The 239-nt window shown below is 55.2% G+C and carries 1 rRNA gene; it reads left to right on the forward strand.

Features of this window, described 5'->3' with window-relative positions:
- Nucleotides 1-239 (forward strand): 23S ribosomal RNA (locus ACSEXW_RS28505); the annotation flags it as partial.

Genomic DNA, 239 nt, shown 5'->3' on the forward strand with positions numbered 1-239 from the left:
CTTAGTACGAGAGGACCGGGATGGACGTACCGCTGGTGTACCAGTTGTTCCGCCAGGAGCATAGCTGGGTAGCCAAGTACGGACGGGATAAGCGCTGAAAGCATCTAAGCGTGAAGCCCCCCTCAAGATGAGATTTCCCAATTAGTAAGACCCCTTGAAGACGACGAGGTTGATAGGCTGGGGGTGGAAGCGTGGCAACACGTGGAGCTGACCAGTACTAATCGGTCGAGGGCTTATCC

The organism is Oryzibacillus soli (assembly GCF_051594765.1).
Classification (GTDB): Bacteria; Bacillota; Bacilli; order Paenibacillales; family NBRC-103111; genus Paenibacillus_AR.